The sequence below is a fragment of the Larkinella soli genome (assembly GCF_003703975.1).
GTDB classification, from domain to species: domain Bacteria; phylum Bacteroidota; class Bacteroidia; order Cytophagales; family Spirosomataceae; genus Larkinella; species Larkinella soli.
In genome coordinates, this window is record NZ_QTJY01000011.1 from 239,089 (window position 1) to 263,472 (window position 24,384).

Consider the following 24,384-nt stretch of genomic DNA (forward strand, 5'->3'; position numbering starts at 1 on the left):
TGAAGTACCATTCCATCGAACCATCTTATATGAAAAAAATAATCAGTCTGTTCGTCGGCACCGTTCTGGCCCTCACGTTCAGCGGATGTAATTCCTTTCTCGACATCAACGTCGACCCGAACGCACCTTCACAGCCGGCGCTGGACCTGCTTCTGCCGGCAACTCAGGTGTCCATCGGCGTCAACATCGGCGGGGGCGCCACCAACCGGATCGCCACGATCATCATGCAGCATGCTACCCAGAACACCCCCAGCCGCTTCGACCTGAACGGCTCGACCTTCCAGACACCCTGGAACGCCCTGTATTCGGAAGCGCTGAACGATCTGGAGATCATCATCCGGGAGGGAACGGCCAGAACGCAGTGGAGTTATGTGGGCATGGCCAAGCTGGAAAAGGCTTATCTGTACAGCGTACTGGTCGACCTCTGGGGCGACGTGCCCTTCTCCGAAGCCTCGAAAGGCGACGGCAACCTCAGCCCGAAGTTCGACAAGGGCGCCGACATCTATGCGGCCCTCTTTCCGCTGATCGACGAAGCCGTGGCCGACCTGAACAAACAGCCCTATGTGTCGCCGGGCAACGCCGATTTGTTCTACCGGGGCGACCGCCTGAGCTGGATTCGGATGGCCAACAGCCTCAAACTGAAACTGCTCAACCAGATCCGGCTGGTTCCGGCCGAGAAAGACCGGGTGAAGCGGGACATCGACGCGCTCATCGACGGGGGGCAGCTGATTCTCGCCAACAGCCAGGATTTCACCTTTAAGTTCGGCACGACCGAAACCCCGCAGAACCGTCATCCCATCCACATCAGCGAATACCGCTCCACGAAGGATTTCTGGATGGATCAGGGCTTTATGGAGCGGCTGTTCAACGCGGACGATCCCCGGCTGCGGTATTACGTCTACCGCCAGACCAACAACGCCGGGGTGAGCTTCACCCGGACCAGCAACGGCTACGGCGGCCGCTATACCGGCGACCCCACCGGCGCTCCGGCCGACAATGCCGTGCGGGCCACGTTCGGGATTTATCCCTACGGCGGTCTCTACGACAACAACCCGATCAACAACCTGACGGCGGCCAATGTGTTCCTGACCAATTCCGGGGCCAGCAGTCCCGCCAACCACCGCGTGGTGACCACCGCCGACGGTTCCGGGGCCGGTATTTTCCCGATCCTCACGGCCTCCATGGTCAACTTCATCCTGGCCGAATCTGCCCTGACCCTGGGCACCAAAGGCGACCCGAAGCAGTACCTGCAAAACGCCGTTACCCTGAACCTGAACAGCATCAACAGCTTCGTGCAGGCCCCCGGCAATACCGGCAATCTGATCTCGGCGGCCACCATCGCCGGCTTCGTCGATACCCGGCTGAAGCAGTTTGATGCGGCCGCCGGAACCGCGGGTAAACTGGGGGTGGTGATGACGGAGAAATACATCGCCCTGTTCGGGAACGGCATCGAGTCCTACAACGACTACCGCCGGACCGGCTTTCCGACGCTGATGGCGCCAATTTCGCCCCTGAACCCGTTTCCGCTGCGGTTCACGTATTCCCAGCGGGAGCTGAACACCAATACCAACGCGCCGGCTCAGAACAATTTCGTCACCCCGGTTTTCTGGGATCTCTGATTGGAAAAAACACTCACCGAATCGACATGAAAACGATACCTTACTTTACCCTGTTTCTGACGACGCTGCTGATTTCGGATGCCTGCCAGACGAAAGACCCGATTCCGGAAGCCCCGGCCGGGGCCGTCGCGACGGCCAAAGTAAACGCCAACAAGGCCTATTTCGACCTGAACGCCCTGGCGACGAGCGACTTCGAGTTTGTCCTGAACGGGGAGGATTTCGGGCAGGGCGTCGGCGTCAAAGCCGTCGAGGTCTGGATCGGGCTGAACAACCCCCGGGTGGCCCTGACGGCCGCCATGACGGCCTGCGGCAACGGCGTGGGCTGCCTGTATCCGGCCGCATCGCTGGCTCCGCTGCCCAGCCGGCTGGCCACTACCGACAAACTCTGGAGAACCTTCGAAACCCTTCCGGCCACGGTCAACCTGAAAGCGGCCGATGCGGCCGCAGCCGTAGGCGCCAAACTGACCGATCTGAAATTGAACGACACCTTTCAGCTCAAGTTCGTGGTGCAGACCAGCGACGGCCGCCGATTCGACGCCTTCCACGACGGCATCTGCGACGAAACCCGGGGCCAGGTCGGGGATTGCCGGCTGGTGATTCGGGTGGATACCAAAAAAGCCCTGTACCAACCGTTAAAATGATCGCAACAAAAAGTGTAACTTCGTCGACAGCTGAAGCCCTGCCCCCACGCATCGGGGGCAGTTTCTTTTCTACCCTCTGAATTCATGCACAAACCGTTTATGAAACCACTGACCGTGCTGGCCCTGGCCGCACTGGCCCTGCCCCTTCAGGCGCAGAAATCGCTTCCGAAGGATCGGCAGGCGGTATTGACCGGCCTCGACAGCAAAATGGCCCACTACGGCGGCCTTTCCAAACAGATCTGGGACTGGGCGGAAGTCGGTTACCAGGAGGTGAAAAGCTCGGCGCTGCTCCAGGAGGAGCTGAAAAAAGCCGGGTTCACGGTGCAGGCCGGGGTGGCCGGCATCCCGACGGCCTTCGTCGCCACCTACGGCAGCGGCAAACCGGTAGTCGGTATCCTGGCCGAGTACGACGCCCTGCCGGGCATCACGCAGGACGCCACCCCCGAACGCAAACCCATCGACAGCAAGCGGGCGGGCCATGCCTGCGGGCATAACCTGTTCGGGCCGGGGTCCACGGCGGCCGCCATTGCCGTGAAGGAATGGATGCAGGCCAACGGCAAAACCGGGACCATCAAACTCTACGGCACGCCGGCTGAGGAAGGCGGTTCGGGCAAGGTGTACATGGTCCGGGAAGGGCTGTTCAACGAAACGGACGTGGTGTTGCACTGGCACCCCGCCGACAACAACAGCGCCAACCCGAGCACCTCACTGGCGAACATCACCGGCAAATTCCGGTTCCGGGGCATCTCGGCCCACGCGGCCGCGGCTCCCGAGCGCGGCCGGTCGGCGCTCGACGGCGTGGAATCGATGAACTATATGGTCAACATGATGCGGGAACATATCCCCTCCGATACGCGGGTCCATTACGTCATCACCCGGGGCGGGGAAGCGCCGAACGTCGTGCCTGACTTCGCCGAAGTGTATTATTACGCCCGCAATAAAAACCGGGCCATCGTGCAGGACGTCTGGAAGCGGATCGTGAAAGCCGCCGAGGGCGCGGCCCTGGGTACCGAAACCAAAATGGAGTACGAGGTGATCGGGGGCGTCTACAACATCCTGCCGGTCGAGACCCTGTCGCAGGTGATGCACAAAAACCTGGGACTTGTCGGCGGGGTAACCTACAATGAGGAGGAGACGAAATTTGCCGAGAAGATGGGGGAATCGTTCGGGGCGACCTTCGGCTCGATCAAAAAGCCGGGCGATGCGGCCAAAATTTCGACGATGAATACCAACGACCCCGTCAGCGGGGGTTCGACGGACGTAGGCGACGTCAGCTGGGCGGTGCCGACGGTCGGGTTGTCGGCGGCAACGTGGGTGCCGGGTACGGCGGCCCACAGCTGGCAGGCCGTGGCCGCGGCCGGCACGAGCATCGGCGTGAAGGGCATGATGGTGGCGGCCAAGACCCTGTCGCTGACCGCCATCGACCTCCTGAGCGACCCGGCGCTGGTGCAGAAGGCCCGTTCCGACTGGCAGACCGCCCGGGGAGCCGACTTCAAATACGAGGCTTTGCTCGGCAACCGGAAACCGGCGCTCGACTACCGGAAGTAATGACGGTTTAAAAAATTAATTGTACTTTGCAGGCTGGATCCGGAATGGGATAACCGTCTCGGATTCAGCCTATTTTTTCTTGAAGCCAATCTATTTTATTCCTTCTTGACAATGAGCGAAGTAGCCACCCGATTCAATTCCGGCGTCATCACGGGTGAAGGCGTCACCGAAATCTTCCGCCATGCCAACGAAAATGACTACGCCCTGCCGGCCGTCAACGTCGTAGGTACCAATTCCGTCAATGCGGTTCTGGAAACGGCTAAAGCCGTTAACTCCCCGGTTATCATCCAGTTCTCCAATGGCGGGGGTATTTTCTACGCCGGGAAAAGCCTTCCGAACGATAAACAACAGGCTGCCATTGCCGGATCGATCTCCGGAGCCCTGCACGTCCATCATGTCGCCGAGCTGTACGGCGTTCCGGTCATTCTGCATACCGACCATTGCGCCAAGAAACTGCTGCCGTGGATCGACGGGCTACTGGAAGCCGGAGAACGGCATTTCGATCAGACGGGAAAACCGCTGTTCAGCTCCCACATGCTCGACCTGTCGGAGGAACCGATCGAGGAAAATATTGAAATCTGCGCGAAATATTTCGAGCGGATGGCCAAAATCGGCATGACGCTGGAGATTGAACTCGGCGTAACCGGCGGTGAGGAAGACGGCGTCGACAATTCGGACGTCGACGATTCCAAGCTGTACACCCAGCCTTCCGAAGTGGCTTTCGCCTACGAGGAACTGAAGAAAATCTCTCCGAACTTCACCATTGCGGCTGCGTTCGGAAACGTACACGGCGTCTACAAACCCGGTAACGTAAAGCTCTCCCCGATCATTCTGAAAAACTCGCAGGACTACATCCAGGAGAAATTCGGAACCGGTCAGAATCCCGTCAATTTCGTGTTCCATGGTGGTTCCGGCTCCAGCCGCGAGGAAATCCGCGAAGCCATCAAATACGGCGCCATCAAAATGAACCTCGATACCGACATGCAGTGGTCGATGTGGGAAGGCGTCAAGGACTACTACGAAGGCAAGAAAGATTATCTGCAGGCCCAGCTCGGCAACCCCGAAGGCTCCGATTCACCGAATAAGAAATACTACGATCCCCGCGTCTGGCTGCGTAAGGGCGAGGAAAGTATGGTAAAACGGCTGAAGCACGCGTTCGAAGATCTGAACTGCATCAACCGCCTGGCCTGATGGCCTAAACAGCAAAAAGCCCCGGCCGATCGGCCGGGGCTTTTTGCTGTTTTTTATTTTACATAGGACAGCTTTCGCGGGATCGAAAAAATCTCAGTCTGCCGGCCGTCGATATAGCGAAAGCTCTTTCCGTCGAAAAAGCCGTCTTCCTCCAGCATGATCCGGACGGTTTTCTTCCATTCCGGAATCTCCACGGCCGCGTTGAGTTCGATGGAATAGGCGGTATTGGCAAACAACGGGTAGTCGCCCGGACCGGGAACGCCCTTCTGCTGGTCCCACAGGCCGATGGTCGGGCCGGCCGCGTGGCCATGCACTCCGATCGGGTGCGTGTAGATCGTTCCCCTGATTCCTTCCTTCCCAGCCTGCTCCAGGGCTTCGAGCAGAAGTTGATTCCCGGTTTTGCCCGCCCTGAACCGCTCCGTCAGGATGTCCTGAAGGCGGTTGCCCTGCTGAAACGCTTTCCGGATCGGCTCCGGCACTTCGGTTTCTCCGGGACGGAGGACGTAGGCATGCTGCTGCTGGTCGGTGTTCAGCCGGAGGTAGGTGATGCCGAAATCGACGTGGAGCAGATCGCCCGGCAGAATCACCTGCCCGGAAGCCTTTTTGGAAAACGTACGCAGGTGGTCGAAGTCCCGGGCGTCGGCCCGCTGAATGTCGACCGTCGGATGAAACCAGGTGTCGAGGCCCAGTTCCGTGATCCGCTGCCGAAACCACCAGACCACGTCGTCGGAGGTGGTGACCCCCGGCTGGATGACCTGTTCGGAAAAGCCCTCCTGAATGATCTGGTGCGACAACCGGCAGATGAGCGGATAAATCGCCATCTCTTTTTCGGTGCGGGTTTCAAGCCAGCCCACCGCCAGTTTTTCGGCCGATGCGATGCGCTTCTGAAAAGCCGCCGGCAATTTTTCCAGAAACTCGGTGCGTTCGGTATACGTCAGCCCGTCGGCATGGGCGTAGTTTTTCGAAAAATTCAGACCGATGGTTTTCGGGTTGCGTTCTTCAATGATCCGGGTCAGCGCTTCCCACTGGTTGGGCCGGACGTCGATGTCCCAGGCCCCCTTCAGCAGGTTCCCCACGTCGTAGCGGGCGATGGCCAGCTTCTCGACGCCCTTTTCCGGGCCCTGATCGTAGAAGACCAGGATGGTGCGTCGGCGGGCCGAGAGCCAGGTGCCGGGAAGCATGGTTTTCAGGACGGGGTCTTCGTTGTACTCGCGGGAGATCAGCACCCACATATCGATGCCCTCCCGGCGCATCAGCTGCGGCAGCAGGGTATTGAACCGGTCTTCGAGGATTTCGTCCACTACCCGCGACCGCTCCCGCTCATTCAGGATAGTCAGGGGCTGGGCGATCAGCGGGGGTGCGAGGAACACCAGAAAGAGTAGTTTTTTCAGCATGATCAGGAAGCTGGGTACGTTATCCTTCAAGATACCACCCAACCGAATAAATCTCAATCTTTCCCTCCCAAATACAACCTTTGCCCGCAAAACTTTACAGGTTTGTCGTTAAGGAATGTTAAAAGCGGGAGAAAAACCGGCTCGATTCGTAATTTAAGGCCTTAGAGCCCGTTCGGGGAAGAACAAGTGCCTGCAGGCACTGCGTCGCGGGTTGCCGACGTGCGGTAACTACAATCATTCGGTCGCTCTGCGACCTTCAGGCGGCCATTCTGTTCATTACTGCAGGCTCCTCCCCGTTTTAGTCATCCCGACGCCAGGAGGGCTCTTTTGCCCCGGCGTTCCCAGTGGTCGGTGATTCAGCCACGAGGAGATCCCTCCTGGCGTCGGGATGACAAAAAACCGGGATACCAAAGGCAACCTAACTTAGCTCAAAGGCATCATTTAAACCGAACCAACGATACCTCCTCCCGATATGAAATACCTCTTTGCCCTGTCCTTCCTGCTGACGGCCGTGGCCGGAATGGCCCAGGGCCTTCGCGGCACCATCAAAACCGCCAAAGGTGAACCCCTGCCCTACGCGGCCATCGTGGTTAAAGGGACTTCGCAGGGCGCCATTTCCAATGCGGAAGGCCGGTATGAGGTCGGCCTGAAACCCGGCCGCTATACCATCGTTTTTCAGTACCTCGGTTTCCAGACCATCGAACGGGCCGTGGAGATTCAGAACGACTGGCAGACGCTCGACCTCACGATGGAGGAACAGGCCTACCGGCTGGAGGAGGTACAGGCCCGCCAGGGCAAGGAAGACCCGGCCTACAGCATCATGCGCCGGGCCATCGCCAAGGCGAAATACCACCAGTTGCAGGTGATGAGTTACACCGCCCGCGCCTACTCCAAAACCTCCTTCACGATCACCGACCTGCCGATGCAGTTTCTGTACCGCAAGCAGTTGAAGGAGGCCGAGAAAGAAGGCTTCAAGGTGGGGGTGCCGATGCTGTACGAAACCGTGGCCGAGGTGAGTTTCCGGCAGCCCAATACCTACCGTCAGCGGATCCTGGGCACCCGCAACTCACTGGGAGACAACGTCTCCGTGAACGATTACTTTCTGGCGAGCTTCTACCAGCCGGAAGTCAACAATACGGTTTCTCCCCTGTCGCCCAAGGCGTTCGGCTACTACAAGTTCGAGTACCAGGGAACGTTTCGGGAGCGGGATCACGAGATCAGCAAGATCAAGGTCACCCCGCGCTCCTACGGCGAGGGGGTCTTCCGGGGCGTCATCTACATCATCGAAAACACCTGGGCTCTCCATAGCCTCCAGCTGGAAACGCGCAACCCGCTGGGCTTCGACATCAAAATCCGGCAGGTCTACAGCCCCGTCCAGAACGTCTGGCTCCCGGTCAACCAGCGCTTCGACCTCGACGGCCGAATCATGGGGGCCGCCGGCAATGCCCAGTTCATCATCAACCAGTCGTTCCGGGACCTGAAAGTGAACCCGGCTTTCGTGGAGGACGTAAAGATCGTCGACGAAAAGGTGGAAAAACCGGCCGTTTCGCTTTCCAATAAGGACATCAAAGGCCAGAAGCTCGAAGATAAGATTGCCAAACAGAAGGAGTTTTCGACCCGCGACTTCAAAAAAATGCTGAAGGAATACGAAAAGCAGGAATACAAGGCCCGGAAGGAACAGAAGCAGGAACCGGTGGTGACGCGCAACGACTCGACGGTTTACGACTCACTGGCCCGGAAACGCTCCACGGCTTTCTGGGACACTCTGCGGGCCGTTCCGCTGACCTCCGCCGAGCGCATCAGCTATGTAAAAAGCGACAGTCTGAAGATCGTCCGGGAGATCAAGGCCCGGACCGACAGCGTCAAAACCGCCAAAAAGGATACGACCCGCCGGAGAAACGTCAGCAAATTCAAACCCGGCCAGCTGCTGACCGGCAACACCTGGAGCCTAGGCAAACGTACCTCGCTAACCTGGAACAGCCTGTTTGAAAAGATCAACTACAATACCGTGGAGGGCTACACCGTCGACGCCGGGCTGAACCTGCGGTATTATCTCAAACCGGTCCCGAAACGCGATTCCCTGGACCGGAACGCCCGGCGTCCGCCCGTTCCGGAATTGAACCTCGGCGGCACCGGCCGGTATGAGTTCGGCATAAAACGGCCCGTCGGGTATGGAAGCCTGGGCTACCGGTTTAAGACCACGCGGCTGACGGCCGCCGGGGGGCGGTTCGTGTTCCAGCTCAACCCGAACGAACCGATCAGCCCGTTCCTGAACAGCATTACCACCCTGCTTTTCGAGCGAAACTTCATGAAACTCTACCAGCGGGACTTTCTGCGGCTCACCGCCGAAAGCCGCCCGTTTCAGGAGCGGCTTTCCCTGTCGGGTTCACTGGAGTACGCCGAGCGCACCGAACTGGCCAATTACCGCGACGACCTGAAACCCTGGTTCAACTGGAACCGGTACGTCTACACGCCGAACCGGCCCCTGAATGCGGAAATCGGTCCGGCGGCTTTTCCGGTGCATCAGGCGATGGTGCTGAACCTCACCGCTTCGGGAAAGCTGGGAGCCACCCGGTTTCGCATCCGGAACGGACGCCAGGTGCCCACCCGCAACACCAGCCCCGAACTGATGATCAACTACCGGAAGGGGATTTCCGGCGTGGGGGGCAGCGACGTCGACTACGATTTCGTGCAGGCCGGACTGAGCCATTCGTTCGAAACCGGCATCCGAAGCCGGTTGAGCTACCACCTGCGGGCAGGAGCCTTCCTGAATAATAAAAGCCTGTATTTCCCGGATTTCCAGCACTTTCAGGGCAACCAGTTCTTTCTGCAACAAGGCGATCCGACCTCGATCTTCCGGATGCTGCCCTATTATGAATTCAGCACCGGGAAGCGGTTTGCCGAAGCGCACGTGCTGATGGAATACCGCAAGTTCCTGATCACGCAGCTGACCCTCGTCCGACTGACCGGCCTGAAGGAGAATTTGTTCGTCCACTACCTCGGCACCCCCAGCTCGAAGAATTACACCGAAGTCGGCTACGCCCTCGACGGCCTGATTCCCGGCGTGTTCCCCTTCTTCCGGGTCGAGGTCATCACCCAGTGGCAGGACGGCAAATACCGCGACCTCGGCTTCCGCATCGGCACGACGCTGAAGTTCCGGTGAGGAACCTTACCCCCCAACCCCCTGAAGGTGGGCTTAGCTCCGCAATTCCTGCCTGGCAGCGCGAAGCCCCCTTGAGGGGGTTGTTTGGAGAGGCCTTCATCTTGAAAAACGTAAGGACGCCGGACCACCCCCCGGCCGGAGCGCCGGTCCGACCCCTCCTTGCTAAGGAGGGGGAGAGTGCGCTGCCTCTTTTCAGTCACTGCGGAGCCACCCCCTCCTTATCAAGGAGGGGGCCGGGGGGTGGTCGAGGGCAGGGCAAACCGGTTGAGAGAGCCTCTTTCCCCTTCCCCAAACATCCTCTAAGGGTGTTGGGGATTTAGGCTGGGCTTCGCCTATTTATCCTGAAGAAGCTTCTGGAGCAATTCGGCTTTTTCTTTTTCGGCCTGGAGAAGCCGTTCGAAGAGAGTTCTACGACTTTATCGATGGGGTTGAACGTACAATACGAATTGGACGTATGGGTAGTGGCATTAACCGAATTGGAATTGGAATTGGAATTGACCGATGATCCTCGTAATTGTGCTGGATGTTGAAGATGGCCGTTTCCTCATCGAAGTTTTTGATGGCCTCGGCCGGCACTTTCAGCACCCGGGCGAGTTGCTCCAATTGCTCCGGTTCGATTTCCTCCTTCTGTTCCAGCACCGAAACTTTGCGCTGGTTCCAGTCGTCGCCCAGCTCGAAGGCTAAAGCCTCCTGTTTGATGCCGAGCATCTCCCGGAAGCGTTTTACGTTTCTGCCCTGATGAATGGTTTTCGGCATGGTCGGGTCGTTTGTATGTCCACAAAGCTAAAAAAGATGTGCAGCAAACACCAGCACTAAAATAGTCGGCTTCCGGTATTTTACATCCTTGAGGGAGTACCTGAAGTAATTTCCTCAGCTTCAGGGCTTCTTGTTCCTCTAACCAAAGCGTCGGCACAGCCTCGACAGGGGGTTAAGCTTCTCCGGATCGGGCTGCTCCGAAGAATTGGTTTGGGGTGTGCTTGTCATCCCGGGGGCCGGGGGGTGGTTCTGCGGTAAAAATATATTTTCCAAACTCCTTGACAATCCTTTCCCGATTTCGGATCATTGCAGTGTATTAGTTATATAGTACACTAAGCCAAACAGATGATCCAACTCCACAACCTTTCCTTCGGTTACAGCCGGAAGAAACTCCTGTTCCGGGACCTGAACCTCTCCCTGCCCCCGGGCAGCATCTACGGTCTGCTCGGGAAGAACGGGGCCGGCAAATCGAGCCTCCTCCGGCTCATGGGCGGGATGCTTTACCCGACGGCCGGATCGGTGACGGTGGCCGGTTTCACCCCCGGACGCCGTCAGCCGGCTTTTCTTCAGGAGCTTTTTTTCGTACCCGAGGAGATTTACCTGCCGCCCGTTTCCCTCAACCGGTACATCGCCACGATGGGGCCCTTTTACCCGCGCTTCAGCGAGTCGCAGTTCCGGCGGTACCTGACCGAGTTCGATGTGCCGCAGGAAAACCGGCTGACGGCCCTCTCCTACGGGCAGAAAAAGAAGGTGCTGATCAGCTTCGGGCTGGCGACGAACACGCGGGTGCTGATCATGGACGAGCCGACCAACGGCCTCGACATTCCCTCGAAAAGCCAGTTCCGGAAGATCGTCGCTTCGGCCCTCGACGCCGACCGGCTCATGCTCATCTCGACGCACCAGGTCCGCGACCTCGACCACCTCATCGACGGCATCGTCATCCTCGACGAAAGTGAGATCCTGATGAACCACACCCTGGCCGATATTGCCGACCGCCTGGTTTTCAGCACCCTGTCGAGCGTGACCGAACCCGACCGGGTCCTGTATGCCGAACCCTCGCTCCGGGGATATTCGGTCGTGATGGAAAACCACGAGCAGGAAGACAGCCGGGTGGACCTCGAACGCCTTTTCAATGCCGTCGTCACCAACCGTGAGCGTGTCCGTACTCTTTTCCAACACTCCGTTTCCAGAACCTCATGAATCAGACTTTCTCCTTCCGCCGTTTCGGACTGCTGTTCCGGCTGTATCTGTCCGAACACCTTCGCACGTACCTGATGGGTCTCGGGGTGCTGACCGGCGTCTGGCTGTTTATGCTGTCCCAGATGCTCAACCTGGAACGCTTTTACCCTTCCATTTATGCCGGTCACACCCAATCACTGATTCTGGTTTTTTCGGCCGCGTCTACCTGGTATACGAGTGAACTTTTCAAGGTGGTCCAGAATCCGGTGCGGGGCATTCCCTACCTGGCCCTGCCGGCTTCGATGTTTGAGAAATACCTTGTGCCGCTGACGATGATGTTCCTGTTCATCCCGGTTTTTCTGGCCGATTTTTACCTGATCGAGGGATTTTATGTATCCATCGTCAATGGCAAACTCCCGGCCGGCAGTCAGAAGTATACGGTGCTGGATTTCAACCACCCGGAGGTCCGCTGGTTCCATATACCGATGTTCATCGCCCTGCTGGCCCAGAGCTTTTTTTTCGTCGGGTCCATTTATTTTCCGAAAGTACCGTTCGTCAAAACCGGTATAGCCGCGCTCCTGCTATTTCTGGTCGGGTATTATTTCAATCGGGCGCTGCTCTCGTGGCAGCTTCCGTCAACCGCGGTGATGCGCAATCCCTTTCCCTTCCTGGGTTTCAGCTTTCAGACTCCCGATGAAAAGGGCTATTACCTCGAACTGACGGATACCGGAAAGGAGGCCGTCCGCATCTTCTGGTACCTGATGTTCCCGGCGCTCTGGTTCATTACCTACGTCCGGTTCCGGGAAAAACAGATTTAAACATGGATTTCAAAGATAATCAGGCGATTTACCTCCAGATTGCCGACTACGTCTGCGACCGGATTCTGCTCGGCCAGTGGACGCCCGGCGATCGGATTCCGTCCGTCCGCGACCTGGGCGGGGAGCTGGAGGTCAATCCGAATACCACCATGCGGGCCTACGAGGTGCTGCAACAGAAAGGCATCATTTTCAACAAACGGGGCATCGGCTACTTTGCGGCCGAGGAGGCAAAGGACCGCATTCTGTCTTACCGCCGGGAGCAGTTTCTGGAAAACGAACTGCCCGCCTTCTTCCGGAATCTTTACCTGCTGAACATTCCTATTGAAGAAATCGAGCGGAAATACCGCTCCTTCGTCGAGGCCGAGTTCAGCCCCGGCCAAACGAAATAACTCCATGAAAACCAGCGACAAACTCCTACTGACCCTGCTCTTTCTGACCCTGAGTGCCCTGACTGCCGTTACGATGGGCCTGAAGGCTTCCTATAACCGGATCGACTTCAAAGACCCGATGTTCAGCTATGACCCGCACCCGATTCCGGCTTTCCGGGTGCTGAAGCTGAATGGGGATAACAGCCGGTATCTCATTCTCCGGTCCGGCGACCAGCCGAGCCTGCGGGTCCGGAAAGTGGACATCGGGAACGTTTCCTACCGAACCATCGGGGATACCCTGGTGGTGTCGGTTCGCAATGAGGAGCCGTATTACCGACTGAAAGCCGGAGAGTTTTCCGGACCGCCCATCGGCTACCTTGTTCTTCCGAAGCTGGAAACGCTCGTCCTGACCAACGCCAACAGCCGGATCGACGACCTGAAAACGGACGCCCTGACCGTCTACCTGGAGAAAAGCGGGTTGTATATTTTCAACAGCCGGATCGCCACGCTGACGGCCACCGCCGTTTTGGGCAGCAAACTGGAAACCACCGGACAGGGCCAGAGCATCGGGCAGGCCTCGGTGACGGTTCAGGACAGCGGGACGTTTAAAGTCTCGGGCAATTCCATCCGCACCCTTCAGCTCCTGGCCGACAGCGCGACCGTGGTTCAACTGCCGGGTGCCCTGCTCCGCCGAATCACCCCCTGACGGGTTGTTTGAAGAGGGGAAGTGCCTCAAGGCACTCGACCGCCCTGGATGGACCATCGCTTTCTCCCAACCTCCGTTCACCCTGCGCCCAATTCCGGGCGACGTTCTTGTTGCGGGTTTGTTATTCGAGTGTGGTTGTCCTTTTGGACGTTTTGACTTCCCCTGGTTTTGGTTCCCCGGTTCTTTTGTCATCCCGAGGAACGAGGGATCTTGTGGCTGAATCACCAGCCTCTTTGAGTACCCAGGCCCAGGGTCCCTCCTGCGTCGGGATGACAAAACGCTTCCCTAAACAACCTCTCAGTGAGCGGCCGCTCTTAACTCCTTTTACAGATACCCTGACCGTTTCTATTTCGGGTCCAGAACCAGCCGTTTTTCAGTAACGGTCCGGATTTTTTCTTTGGTAAAATAGACCGGAATGTATTCATCCCTGGCCCAGATCGGAAACAGGTCCCGGTAGTGCGGACTGCGGGGGTCGCCCGACTGGCCGGGGTTGTTGATGCCCAGCGCCCGGTCCCAGTCGCCGGTATCGACCAGCAGCCGAAAAGACGCTCCGTGTTCCTGATTCAGCGCGTGGCCGGTGCTGTTCACGGTTTCGGCGTAGCCGCCCCGGGGAGCCGGACCGACGCTGGTCAGGGCTTTCTGCTCCGGCGTCATGAAGGCGCTCAGGGCATGGGTCAGCCGGAGGTGTTTATTGGCCTCCTGGCCGTACTGCCAGCGACTGCGGTCCGGTCCGAGCCGCTCCTTCAGGTCGGCCATGGCGTATTCGAGACCAAGCAGCAGCAGGCGGTTTCGGTCGGGAAAACCAGGCACCCGATTGTTCGTAATCCAGTCCAGCATCCGTTCGGTAGGAATGGATTTCAGATACGGCCGGGCGGTTTCGGGCACCGATAAATGATAGACCGCAGCCCGCAGCTGCTCCTCCCAGGCGACGTAAACGCTCGCCGGAACCGAGGAAACCGCCAGTTTCCGGTCCCAGCCGAGCAATTGCTGCCGCGCCCACCCGACCGCTTCCGGCCGGCCCCGGAGCGGCTGAAGCAGCGGCACCAGCCGGTCGGCGAGTGGGGTGTAATAGTCCGTCTGCAGGGCTTTCAGATCGTCCAGCGAATGTTTCGGACGGCTCGCCAGCACGGCATTGATCCGGTCTGCCCGCATCGGCGACGACCACGACCAGCCTACGGCGTCACGGTGCGAAAACCCTTTCGGTATCAGGTTATTGTTGGCGGTAGCGAAGAAGCCCTCCTTCGGATCGACGGTATGGGGCAGGTCCCGGATGGGCAGGTACCCCGCCCACTCGAAACGCCCGTCGCCCGGCACCGGCAGGAGGCCCGGCCAGGCCCGCCCGGGAACCGAAGGCCGGATGGGCGACAACCCGACCGCCTGCCAGCCGACGGTGCCGGTTTTGTCGGCCCAGATCATGTTTTCGCCCGGTAAGCGGCTGTAGGCGCAGGCTCGGCGGAATTCCTCCCAATTACGGGCCTGGTTGATGCGCAGACTCGCCAGATAAGGTGCGCAGCCGGTTTCGAGCCAGCCCGCCCGCACCGCGAACAGGAGCCGGTTTTTGGCGTCTTCATACACTACCGGGCCATGACGGGTATATTTCAGGGAAACCACCACCGGCGCTTTTTCCTTTACCCGGATGGTGTCCCGCACCTCTTTTACGGCTTCCCAGCCGTTCCCGTAGCGGTATTGTGCCGGGTAGCCGGGCCGGGTTTCGTACACATACAGATCCTCGTTGTCGGTTTCAAAAATGGTCAGTCCCCAGGCCCCGTATTCGTTGTGGCCGATGGAAACCCCGGGCAGCACCGGCTCCCCGGCGCCGATCACGTTCCAGCCGGGCGCGACCAGATGCACCCAGTACCGCAGCGACGGAACCGCCTGCACCCGGTGCGGGTCGTTCGCCAGCATCGGAAACCCGCTCTGCGACCGCCCTCCGCTCACCACCCAGTTGTTGGAACCGACAAAATGCCGTTCGTTCTCGAACCAGGCATCCGCGTCGGCCGGTTTCCAGAGGGCCTCTTCTTCGGTGGCCCCCAGGCCCTTATCTTCCGGCGAGAACTTCAGAGGCAACCGGAAGGCGTCGTACAGGTCCAGAATGGGCTGAAACAAGGGCTCCCCCGCGACATGCAGCGTCAGGTCCGGGTCTTTTTGGCCGGCGGCCGGCTGAAACCACTCCAGATCGCGAAGCCGGTCCGGGCCGATCAAATGCACCAGCCTTCCGTAATCCAGTTCCTCCCGCACGTTGTAGAGCAACCCCTGGTGGCGGCTGATCACCACCTCGGGCGTCCAGAGCCCGGGCCGGGTTTTCAGCAGCTGAAATTCAATAGGAAGCTTTTCGGGGGTCCGGCTGACCTGCCGGATGTAGGCGTTAATGCCCTCCACGAACGCCCGGATGATCTGCGGCCCGCGGGGATGATAGTGCTTCATCTCCTCGTCCAGGTTGCCCCTGAATTGGAAGAGCCGGGTGCCGATGTCGCGCTTCAGTTCCCGGGGACCGAGCAGTTCGGCAATGGTGCCGGTGGCCTGCCGGCGAAAGAGTTCCAGCTGGAAAAGCCGGTCGGAGGCCACGTTGTAGCCCTGCGCAAAAAACAGATCGTGTTCGTTCTGCGCGTAGATGTGGGCGATGCCCCAGCGGTCGCGGAGGATTTCGACGGGCTTCTGCAGACCGGGCGTCCGGAAGGTTTCGGCCTGCTGCCGACACGAAAACGGGCCGCTGAAAACCAGCAGCCCGCCAATCAGGACCAGAATGATCAATCGCATGGATTCAGGAGTGGTTCGTCAAGGTAACAAACCCGGCGCGGAAACTTCCCGACCCGGCTTATTTTTACTTATTTCTTCCGCTCCTCTTCCTCTTCGTCCTCCTCTTCCTTTTCACTGAGCCGGACGAAAGCCCCCCGCTTCGGGGCCGGCATCACCGAATGCTCTCCCCGGACGGTTTTCCAGATCACCTCGCTGAACTCATGGTCGTCGAGGGTGTCGGCATGTTTGAGGTCGAACTTCTCCGACCGTCGGGCGGGTTCGGTCATGGCGGTATTTTTCTGGTTCAGGTCCACCTGGGCGGGGCGGTGGGTGTACGGCGTCAGATCGGCCGTGGCCGTGAAGCAGGCAAACATCGGGGTGGCGGCCGCGTCATACTGGCTCATCGGCGGCAGCCCCAGGATCAGCTCCATCGTCCGGAGCATCCCGGCCGTCGAATACATCGAATGCTCGACGTGGTGGCGTTTGGTATACGGGCTGATGACGAGCGCCGGGGAGCGGTGTGCATCGACATGGTCGGGGCCGTTCTGGGCGTCGTCTTCGAGAATGAATACCGCCGATTCGGCCCAGATCGGGCTTTTGGTCAGGTATTCGATGAAGCGTCCCACGGCCAGATCGTTATCGGCCACGTGGGCGGCCGGGGTCGGTGCGTTGATGCGGGCTCCGCTGGTGTGGTCGTTGCCGAGCCGGATGGTGCTGAAGTTCGGAACGGCTTTGGCGGTGATGAGCGAGTCGATGTCTTTCTTCCAGATTTCGACCCGGTCGACGTCGCGGATACTCAGGTCGTAATCCGGGTAACCCCGGCACATGAAACCGTCCAGGGCCGTTCCCTTTCGGCGCGAATAGGCTTCGAACTCGCCGTAGCTCCGGTACCGGATGCCCGCCCGGCGGCAGTAATCCCAGATGAAACCCTTCTTGGGAAAGGCCACCGGCCGGCTGCCCTCATAGTCGTAGGTGCCGCCCCGGCCGCCGTAGTTGGTGGGCCAGGTTTTTTCGGTATAATCGGTGGCGTAGGCGGCCATCGACCAGTTGTGGCCGTCGGCGCTCACCTCGGCATCCACGTAGAAATTGTCGAGCAGGACGAATTCGCGGGCGAGGGCGTGCTGGTTCGGGGTAATTTTTTCCGGGAACAGGCAGAGCGTCGAGTCGCCGTTGCCCTCCTTCATGTCGCCGAACACCTGGTCGTAGGTCCGGTTTTCCTTGATGATGTAAAAGACGTATTTGATGGGTGATTTATCCCCGATCCGGCGCGGAATCGGATTATTCTCCATCCCGGCCGCCAGGGTTTCCTTCTCTTTGGTGTAAGGGGTGTTGCGATACACCACCCGCGAATAGGCCGCCAGGTCGGCTTTGCCCGGCATTTCAAAAACCGACAGAGTGCCTTTGAACAGGCCGCCGATGTACTCGACCGAAGCGTCGCGACGTTTATAGGGGTTCGGCCCTTTCGGATTGGGCAGGGAGGTGAAGCCCTTCCCGTTGGCAACCAGCACCTTTTTGCCCGCCACCTTCACGGCCGTCGGATACCATCCGGTCGGGATAAAGCCCAGGGAGCGGCTGCGGCCCGGTTTTTCCACGTCGAATACCGCCAGACAGTTGTTGTCGGCGTTGGCGATCAGCAGGGTTTTCTGGTCGGACGTCAGGGCGAGGCCGTTGGGCGTACTGCCGGCCGGGGCGTCGGGATACAGCGAGGTGCCGATGGTTTCCAGCACTTTGCGGCTTTTCAGATCGATCACCGATACGGAGTTGTCATTCGCTCCGGCCACGAACAGATACCGGCCGTCGCGGGTGGCCACCATGTCGTTCGGGTGGCTGCCGACGGCATACTGGGCGGTAATTTTCTGCTGAGCCGGATCGTAAACCACCACCTTGTCGCCCCCCCAGACGGAAATGTACAGTTCTTCGGACACCGGCGAGCGGAGGCAGGTGTAGGCTTCGGCATCCAGTTTGAGCCGGTTTTTCACCTGTTTGGTCGCCACATCGCAGACGTAGAGCGAACTGTCGTCCTTTGTGACGGCATAGAGCGTGCCGCCTTTAGAATCCAGCTCGACCCCGGCCACCGAAATCCGGACCGGCCAGGGCCGCCCGAGGGCAATGGAATCCACCTTGCTGAGCTGGTCGGCCGAGACGTCGTAGATCAGGATGCGGTTGTCGTTGCCGCCGGAAGCATACAGCCGCCGGCCGTCCGGGCTGAACCGGATACCGACCCACGATTTGGGAATGACCACCTCGCTCAGGATTTTCTCACCGGCGATGTCGATAAGCTGGAGGGTTTGCGTGCTCTGGCCGTTGTTGGTGACGGCAAGCCGTTTTCCGGACGAGGAGACGGCCATGTTCAGGGGCAGGTCGCCGAGGGGCAGCGAGCGGCCGACCGGCGTCAGGCTCCAGCCGTTGGGCAGCGTCACGCGCTTCTCTTCCAGCGATTTCAGCTGGCTGATTTCACGTTTGACGGCGGTCTGGGCGAAGGCAGCACTACCGGTAAGACAAAGTAGGGTGATACGTCGGAGATATGGTAACATGAGAAAAGCGAGGGAGTAAACCTCAAAAATAAAGGATGAAGGAACGAAGTGTCTGTTAAGAAATCATTACCGATGCGCGTTCAGGAACGCCAGCACTTCCCGGGCGAAGCCTTCGGAGCCGGAGGTGTTGTTGTGGTTGCCCGGCACGGTTTTCAGCGTCGATTTCGGGAGCATGGCGGCCAGTTCGGGGGCTTTGCCGTTGTCCTCGTCCTGATCGCCGGAGATGACCAGGACCGGGATCTTCACGTTTCGAAGGTCGGCGGGGCTGGTCGAGGGCTGGGTCTGCTGCTGAAAGCCGAGGGCCAGCGTATCCAGACCCCGCGTCCGGGCGCCGTTGAGAGCGCCCTGAAATTCGGGGTGCAGATGCGCCTTGCCGCTGAACAGTTCGGCGAAAGCCTTGCGTCGGGGCCACTCCGGGTTGGTGAAGTCCGGCCCCATGCCGCCCAGAACCGCAGCATGCAGGTTTTTGTCCAGCACCAGCAGCCGGGCGGTGATGATCGACCCGCGCGAATAGCCGACGGCATCGTACTGCTTCAGGCCGAGGTGTTTCACCAGCGCCATGATGTCCTTCGCTTCGGCATCGTTGCGATAGGCTTCGACCGAATGGGGTTTGTCGGAGAGGCCGTTTCCGCGCAGGGAAGGAATGATGACCCTGTATCCGGCGTCGATGAGCGCCTGTCGGAGGGCGGCTTTTTTCCAGGAATCGGCACTCCCCATGAACCCGTGGACCAGCACTACGGGCCGCCCCTCGCCTTCCACCACATAATGGATGCGGGTGCCGTCGAAGGAGGTAAATACCGGATCGCGGTCGGTTTGGGCCGCCACGGCCGGCGGCAGGGCCAGGGACAGCAGGAGAAGAAAGTTTTTCACGGGAAAGGGGTTAGATGGGCCCAAATTAACGAAAATAAACCTTTCTTCGACAGGGCGGTTGTAGGAATACCGGCCCGGACGGAACCTCCCCGGACCGGCCATTCGCCATGAAAACGGAACTCGAAACCCGGATCGCAGCCGAAGATACCGAACTGGTCAGCACCCGTCTGCCCCGACTCCATCCGGACATCGTTCGGAACCAGAGCGGAGCCGCCATGGAAGACGACGAGGAAGATACCGTGGACGAAGACGAAACGGAAAATGAAGAACCGACCGATGACGACGGCGACCCCACTGGCGAGCACGATCATCAACTCGACGATAACTATTACCTCGGGGGCAACGTCGCCCGTTCGAGTGGAGAATAAGGCAAGATGATGAATCCGCAGCAAAACGATTACAACCCGGCCGAGGATGAAAACCAGGGCGTCGTGACGACGATGGCCCGCCATGATGACCCGCAGGCCATGCTCCCCGGCCCCGACCCCGATCTGACCGAAGCCCAGTTCGACGCCGACCGCGACGAGGATTTCATCGAATCGGATACCGACGATGAGGTCACCGGCGACGTCGACGTGGAAGGCGACGAAAGCGACCTCGACTAATAACTCAGGCAGGAAAAAGCCGGTATTTCGCGCAGCCCGAAAGGCCACCCGGAAACACCGGCTTTTCAATTTCTAAACTCTCAAACTCCCCAACTCTATTCCCACTCAATCGTGGCCGGGGGTTTGCTGGAAATGTCGTAGACGACGCGGTTGACGCCTTTGACGCGGTTGATGATTTCGTTGGAGATATCGGCCAGAAATTCGTAGGGCAGGTGTGCCCAGTCGGCGGTCATCCCGTCCACGCTCGTCACGGCCCGCAGGGCAACGACCCGCTCGTAGGTTCGCTCATCGCCCATCACTCCTACCGACTGGATCGGCAGCAGAATGGCGCCGGCCTGCCAGACCTGGTCGTACAGCCCGTATTTTTTTAAGCCGTTGATATACAAGGAGTCAACTTCCTGAAGGATCTGAACTTTTTCGGGAGTGATGTCGCCCAGAATCCGGATCGCCAGCCCCGGGCCGGGGAACGGATGCCGTTTCAGGATATTGTCGGGGAGGCCCAGCGTGCGGCCCACCGCCCGGACTTCATCCTTGAAGAGGGTATTCAGCGGCTCGACTACCTTCAGTTTCATGTAATCCGGCAGGCCGCCCACGTTGTGGTGCGATTTGATGGTGGCCGACGGCCCCTTGACCGAAACGGATTCGATCACGTCCGGGTAAATGGTTCCCTGGCCCAGCCACACCACGTCTTCGAGTTGGTGCGCTTCGTGGTCGAAGACGTCGATGAAGGTTTTGCCGATGGCCTTGCGTTTGGCTTCCGGGTCGCTCAGGCCGGCGAGTGCGGTGTAAAATCGGTCTTTCGCATCGACGCCTTTGATGTTCAGCCCCAGGTCTTTATAAGATTCCAGAACGTTTTCGAACTCGTCCTTCCGGAGCAGACCGTTATCTACGAAAATACAGTACAGGTTCCGGCCGATGGCCCGGTGTACCAGGGTGGCGGCCACCGAGGAATCCACTCCACCCGACAGCGCCATCACGACCTTATCGTTCCCCAGTTTCTCTTTCAGCCCGGCCACCGTCGACTCGACGAACGACTCGGAGGTCCAGTCCTGGGAGCAGCCGCAGATATCGACCACGAAGTTTTTGAGCAGCGCCTTACCCTGTAGGGAATGAGTCACTTCCGGGTGAAACTGGATGCCGTAGGTCGGTTCGCCCTGAATCTGGAACGCGGCCACCTTCACGGTTTCGGTGGAGGCAATGATTTCGAATTCTCCCGGCACCTGCGTAATGGTGTCGGCGTGGGACATCCAGACCTGTGTTTCCTTTTCAAGGCCTTTCAGCAGCGGGTTTTCGGCCCGCAGGGAGTTGAGTTTGGCCCGGCCGTACTCCCGGATCGAAGAGGGCTGGACCTCGCCCCCGCTGGTGTGGGCCAGCATCTGGGCGCCGTAGCAGACCCCGAGCAGCGGCATCTTGTGCCGGAAAGCCGCCAGATGAACCAGCGGAGCATCGGCATCGCGGACGGAGCAGGGACTGCCGGACAGAATGACACCCTTAACTTCAGACGTGATGGGGGGAATGTGATTGTAGGGATGAATTTCGCAGTAAACGTTCAGTTCGCGCACCCGGCGGGCAATCAGTTGGGTGTACTGCGAACCGAAATCAAGAATCAGAATTTGTTCGGTCGTCATGGTACGGTTCCAAAACCCAAAATTAGGGTGTTTTTACCAACCGGACAACACCGCCCGCTCAATCGCCGGTTTTTTTGACCAATAAAAAGGCCGCCGGAGGGGTTCCGGCGGCCTCAGTTCCTTAGCGGTTTACGATGATTTTCTTCGAGAACCGTTGCTTCCCGACGGTGGCCGTTACGGCCACTACCCCGGTTGCCGAGGCCGGAAGGGTAACCACCTCCTCGTGTTCCCGGCCGGCTCCCGTGACCGACCGGCTCCAGAGCCGCCTGCCGGCGGAGTCCCAGACGCCCAGTTCGGCGGGTTCCCGCTCGGGAATGTGCAGGCGGATTCTCAGCCGTCCGTCTGTGGGGTTGGGCCAAACCAGCACGCTGAATTCCTGTGGTCCGCTCCCTCCCGCTCCCAGCCGGGCCGCGGGCGCACAGGTCACAGTTTTCGGGCTGTTCCTCAGCTGATAGCTGCTGTCCTTCACTTTGATGGCGATGCTCTGGGGCTGCCCGTTTTTGATCGAAGCAGGGGGCGTAAAGCTGAAGCCATGCTGGCCGTTGCCTTTCCCCGCATTCTTCAGGTCCTGCCGGAAATTGCCGGCCGCCACCGTCCCGATCACCACGTTATTGGCCAGGATGCTGACCGTCACCACTGCGTTCGGCTGGTTCTTGTCCCAGACCCACCCACCGAAGTTTCCGCAGTCGGCGCCCTCGAAATAACCGTCGAAATTGCCGGTGACCGTGCCTGAGGGCGGTGTCGTGGGAGTGCCGCCGGGCGGGTTGGTCGTACCGCCGGGAGCCGGACAGTTCACCGTCCGGGGGCCGTTTTTCAGGAGGTAACCGGTGTCTTTTACCCGCACGTTCACCGACACGTTCTGGCCGGTTTTCAACGACGCGGGCGTCTCCAGACTGAAACCGTGTTCGCCGTTGCCTTTTCCCGCGTTCTTCAGATCCTGCCGGAAGTTGCTCGCCGTGGCCGAAGTGACGACCGTACCGTTCGCCAGGATTTCGTAGATCACCGGCGCATTCGGGGCATTCCGGTTGTAGACCCATCCCCGCAGCGAACCGCAGTCGGCGCCTTCGAAAAAGCCTTCATAGTTTCCGTTGACCGGGTTGGCCGGGGTGCCGGTCGGCGGAGGGGTAGTGTTCCCACCTGTATTGCCGGGAGGGATTCCGGCGTTCGGATCGGGCGCACAGGTGATGGTCTGCGGGCTGCTGCGAATCTGGTAGGAACTGTTCTTCACCCTGATGCTGACGCTCTGCGGCTGCCCGTTCCTGATCCAGGGCGGGAGGGCCGCGGTGTAGCCGTGAAGGCCGTCGCCGATGCCGTTTCGCAGCAGGTCCGGACGCGGTTCATTGGCGATGGCCGTCGTCACCGGCGTCGAACCCACGTAGACTTCGATGGTTACGGGAGCCGTCGGGCGGTTCTGGTCCCAGACCCAGCCGACCACCCGTTCGCAGTACACCTTGTCCAGATAGCCCTTGTAGGCCCCGTTCGCGGGGTTCACCGGTTCACTGTTGTTCCCCGGCGGAGGGGGCGGGCCGGGCGAGCCGTCGGGTCCGGTCTGATCCTGCGAGGAGGCAATCGGGAATTTATAAAAGGTCAGTGCCCGCATGCCCCGCTGGTTTTTCAGGAACGGCCCGCCGAACGGAACGGGAAAGCTGTTCGGGACATAGGTGATGTGCTGGGCATCGACGGCCTGTTTCAGGGTCAGGATGATCCGGTTGCCCTGCACCGTCGCACTTTCCACCTGCCGGGCCTGCGGAGCGTCGGCGTAGTTGAAGAAAAAGTGATCCCGCAGGTCGAGGGTGGTCTGGCTGCCGTCGGGATTGGTCACGACGGTATCCTGTTTCCAGACCAGCGTCTGGCCCTCTTCGAATTCCAGAACGACCTCCTTCTTTTCGGCATTCCGGAAATAGGCTTTCCGCAGGTTGGGCGAGGAAATGTTGCTGACGTCCGCAGACCCGTAGAAATCCCGGGCGATGAGCCGGAACAGCTCCCGGGCGAACTGGAGATGCCCCGTCAGGCCGTAATGAAGCCCCTCGTAACCCGGCAGTCCGACGGTGGCGATGGATTCCGTTTTCGGGAAAATGCGGGCGGCCCGGCGCTGCACCTCCCGCACGAAGCCGGCTCTGGAGGTAGCGTCATTTACCAGGTTGATCTGGGCCACGTAGTATTTATTCAGGTTCGGGAAGTCGGCGAACCAGTTCGAATACATCGTGGTCAGGTCCTGGTCGTACGTCTGGAAAACGCCCCCGCTGGCCTCCGCTTCGCCCTGCCGCCAGACCAGCGCCTTCGCCTGGTTGACCACGCCGGCTTTTTTCGCCATGTACATCAGGCGGCCGTAGACCGTCAGCGGGTCGGCGGGGTTGGCCGGGTTGCGGTGCAGATGGCTCCGGATCATGGTCCCCGAAATGGCCGCGTTGATCACGCAGGTGGGCATATCGTAAGCTTCCAGGATGAGCCGCTGGAGTTCGGTGGCGATGATACCGACCGGCGCTTCAGGCACATTGGAAAGGTGCCAGTTGGTGTCCGGCACCGACATTTCCGGTTTCCCGAAGGATCGAATGAAGGGATTGCGGTACGAATAGCTTTCCATATAGCCGTTCAGATTCGACTGGCCGTTGAAGAGAAAGACATCCC

The 24,384-nt window shown here is 59.5% G+C and carries 18 protein-coding genes; 11 read left to right on the forward strand and 7 right to left on the reverse strand.

Annotation, left to right across the window (positions count from 1 at the left end):
* Positions 1–29: 29 nt before the first annotated feature.
* The 4 genes from DX909_RS19610 (at position 30) to fbaA (ending at position 4,999) form a co-directional block, all read left to right on the forward strand.
* A complete protein-coding gene (locus tag DX909_RS19610; protein WP_128546908.1) occupies positions 30–1,619 on the forward strand; it encodes a SusD/RagB family nutrient-binding outer membrane lipoprotein in 1,590 nt (529 codons plus the stop codon).
* Between the two features lie 26 nt (positions 1,620–1,645).
* Positions 1,646–2,260 (forward strand): hypothetical protein, encoded by a 615-nt coding sequence (locus DX909_RS19615; protein WP_128546909.1) that lies wholly within the window; start codon positions 1,646–1,648, stop codon positions 2,258–2,260.
* A 99-nt stretch (positions 2,261–2,359) separates the two neighbouring features.
* On the forward strand, positions 2,360–3,808 hold the full coding sequence (locus DX909_RS19620) for an amidohydrolase (protein WP_128546910.1): 1,449 nt from the start codon (positions 2,360–2,362) through the stop codon (positions 3,806–3,808).
* Between the two features lie 111 nt (positions 3,809–3,919).
* Entirely contained in the window at positions 3,920–4,999 is a 1,080-nt protein-coding gene (fbaA, locus tag DX909_RS19625; RefSeq protein WP_128546911.1) for a class II fructose-bisphosphate aldolase, read from the forward strand.
* A 53-nt stretch (positions 5,000–5,052) separates the two neighbouring features.
* Here the strand turns inward: fbaA and DX909_RS19630 are convergent, their stop codons facing one another.
* Positions 5,053–6,393: a M24 family metallopeptidase gene (locus DX909_RS19630; protein WP_128546912.1), complete on the reverse strand. Its 1,341-nt coding sequence runs from the start codon at positions 6,391–6,393 to the stop codon at positions 5,053–5,055.
* Between the two features lie 472 nt (positions 6,394–6,865).
* Here DX909_RS19630 and DX909_RS19635 point away from each other — a divergent pair, with 472 nt between their 5' ends.
* A complete protein-coding gene (locus tag DX909_RS19635) occupies positions 6,866–9,556 on the forward strand; it encodes a DUF5686 and carboxypeptidase regulatory-like domain-containing protein (protein WP_128546913.1) in 2,691 nt (896 codons plus the stop codon).
* Between the two features lie 408 nt (positions 9,557–9,964).
* Here the strand turns inward: DX909_RS19635 and DX909_RS19640 are convergent, their stop codons facing one another.
* Complete coding sequence (locus tag DX909_RS19640; protein ID WP_128546914.1) at positions 9,965–10,312, reverse strand: helix-turn-helix domain-containing protein; 348 nt, start codon at positions 10,310–10,312, stop codon at positions 9,965–9,967.
* 345 nt (positions 10,313–10,657) lie between these two features.
* Here DX909_RS19640 and DX909_RS19645 point away from each other — a divergent pair, with 345 nt between their 5' ends.
* From DX909_RS19645 to DX909_RS19660, 4 genes are read left to right on the forward strand one after another with little or no spacing between them, the layout of a single operon-like run.
* Positions 10,658–11,512 (forward strand): ABC transporter ATP-binding protein, encoded by an 855-nt coding sequence (locus tag DX909_RS19645; RefSeq protein WP_128546915.1) that lies wholly within the window; start codon positions 10,658–10,660, stop codon positions 11,510–11,512.
* Positions 11,509–12,309, forward strand: coding sequence for a hypothetical protein (locus DX909_RS19650; protein ID WP_128546916.1), 801 nt, complete (start codon positions 11,509–11,511; stop codon positions 12,307–12,309). The genes DX909_RS19645 and DX909_RS19650 overlap by 4 nt, the downstream gene beginning before the upstream one ends.
* Positions 12,310–12,311: 2 nt before the next feature.
* A complete protein-coding gene (locus DX909_RS19655; protein ID WP_128546917.1) occupies positions 12,312–12,698 on the forward strand; it encodes a GntR family transcriptional regulator in 387 nt (128 codons plus the stop codon).
* 4 nt (positions 12,699–12,702) lie between these two features.
* Entirely contained in the window at positions 12,703–13,383 is a 681-nt protein-coding gene (locus DX909_RS19660) for a hypothetical protein (RefSeq protein ID WP_128546918.1), read from the forward strand.
* Between the two features lie 345 nt (positions 13,384–13,728).
* Here the strand turns inward: DX909_RS19660 and DX909_RS19665 are convergent, their stop codons facing one another.
* From DX909_RS19665 to DX909_RS19675, 3 genes are all read right to left on the reverse strand, one after another.
* Entirely contained in the window at positions 13,729–16,140 is a 2,412-nt protein-coding gene (locus DX909_RS19665) for a penicillin acylase family protein (protein WP_128546919.1), read from the reverse strand.
* 68 nt (positions 16,141–16,208) lie between these two features.
* Entirely contained in the window at positions 16,209–18,653 is a 2,445-nt protein-coding gene (locus DX909_RS19670) for a beta-propeller fold lactonase family protein (RefSeq protein ID WP_128546920.1), read from the reverse strand.
* A 66-nt stretch (positions 18,654–18,719) separates the two neighbouring features.
* Positions 18,720–19,523: an alpha/beta fold hydrolase gene (locus tag DX909_RS19675; protein WP_229311111.1), complete on the reverse strand. Its 804-nt coding sequence runs from the start codon at positions 19,521–19,523 to the stop codon at positions 18,720–18,722.
* Positions 19,524–19,630: 107 nt separating this feature from the next.
* On the opposite strand from DX909_RS19675, the gene DX909_RS19680 reads away from it, so the two are divergent.
* Both DX909_RS19680 and DX909_RS19685 read left to right on the forward strand, forming a co-directional pair.
* Positions 19,631–19,891: a hypothetical protein gene (locus DX909_RS19680; protein WP_128546922.1), complete on the forward strand. Its 261-nt coding sequence runs from the start codon at positions 19,631–19,633 to the stop codon at positions 19,889–19,891.
* Between the two features lie 9 nt (positions 19,892–19,900).
* Positions 19,901–20,128, forward strand: a complete 228-nt coding sequence (locus tag DX909_RS19685) for a hypothetical protein (RefSeq protein WP_128546923.1) — start codon at positions 19,901–19,903, stop codon at positions 20,126–20,128.
* Positions 20,129–20,223: 95 nt separating this feature from the next.
* On the opposite strand, the gene guaA is transcribed toward DX909_RS19685, so the two are convergent.
* Entirely contained in the window at positions 20,224–21,756 is a 1,533-nt protein-coding gene (gene guaA / locus DX909_RS19690) for a glutamine-hydrolyzing GMP synthase (protein WP_128546924.1), read from the reverse strand.
* A gap of 121 nt (positions 21,757–21,877) precedes the next feature.
* Positions 21,878–24,384: T9SS type A sorting domain-containing protein (locus tag DX909_RS19695; RefSeq protein ID WP_164851345.1), on the reverse strand; the 2,507-nt coding region annotated here is incomplete at its 5' end.